Genomic DNA, 1,041 nt, shown 5'->3' on the forward strand with positions numbered 1-1,041 from the left:
ATCCATGTGCGCGCAAATTTCAGGATAGACGCAAGACGCGCGGCGGCAGGTTTGCTCCGCTTTGGGCGACTGGCAGCGCAGCATGTACATATTGGCGGTGGGTCCGCCCAGATCGGAGATAATGCCGGTGAATCCCGGCACTTCATCACGGATCGCTTCAATTTCCTGCACAATCGACTCTTGCGAACGGCTTTGAATGATGCGCCCTTCGTGTTCGGTGATCGAGCAGAACGCACATCCGCCAAAACAGCCGCGCATGATATTGATGGAAAAGCGAATCATGTCATAAGCCGGGATGCGCGATGTGCCATAGGAGGGGTGCGGCACCCGTTGATACGGCAAGGCATAGACCGCGTCCATCTCATCCGTTTGCAACGGAATGGCCGGTGGATTAATCCACACATAGCGGTCGCCGTGTTTTTGCATCAGCGCACGCGCACTGCCCGGATTGGTTTCATGATGCAGGATGCGAGAGGCGTGCGCGTACATCACCTTGTCGTTTATCACTTTTTCAAACGAGGGCAGCAGCACATAGGTTTTTTCCCACGGCTTTGGCTTGTGTGCCCGCACGGTGATGGGCTTGCCGCTGGTGGAGCCTTTTACCGTGTGCGCCACGCAGGGCAAATCATCACCGTAGGGATTGAGGATAGGCTCAATGCGGCCAGGGCTGTCCAGACGCGTGGAATCCACCCCCGTCCAGCCAGGCAGCGCGGTTTTACGCAGCACGGCGGTATTGCGCACGTCCACAATCGAGCTGATAGGTTCTCCCGCCGCCAGGCGGTGTGCAATTTCCACCAGCGGCCGCTCGCCGTTGCCGTAGATCAACAGATCGGCCTTGGCATCCACCAGCACCGAACGTCGCACCTTATCCGACCAATAGTCGTAATGGGCGATGCGGCGCAGGCTGGCTTCAATGCCGCCCAGCACCACCGGCACATCGCTAAAAGCTTCCTTGCAGCGCTGAGTATAAACCAGCGTGGCGCGGTCCGGACGTTTACCGGCGATATTATCTGGCGTATACGCATCATCATGGCGCGCTTT

At 57.9% G+C, this 1,041-nt stretch carries 1 pseudogene; it reads right to left on the minus strand.

Annotated elements, in window-relative coordinates:
* Window positions 1-1,041 (minus strand): annotated as a pseudogene (locus tag J5224_RS35970) (radical SAM protein); the annotation flags it as partial.

It is taken from the genome of Candidatus Symbiopectobacterium sp. NZEC135 (genome assembly GCF_025962695.1).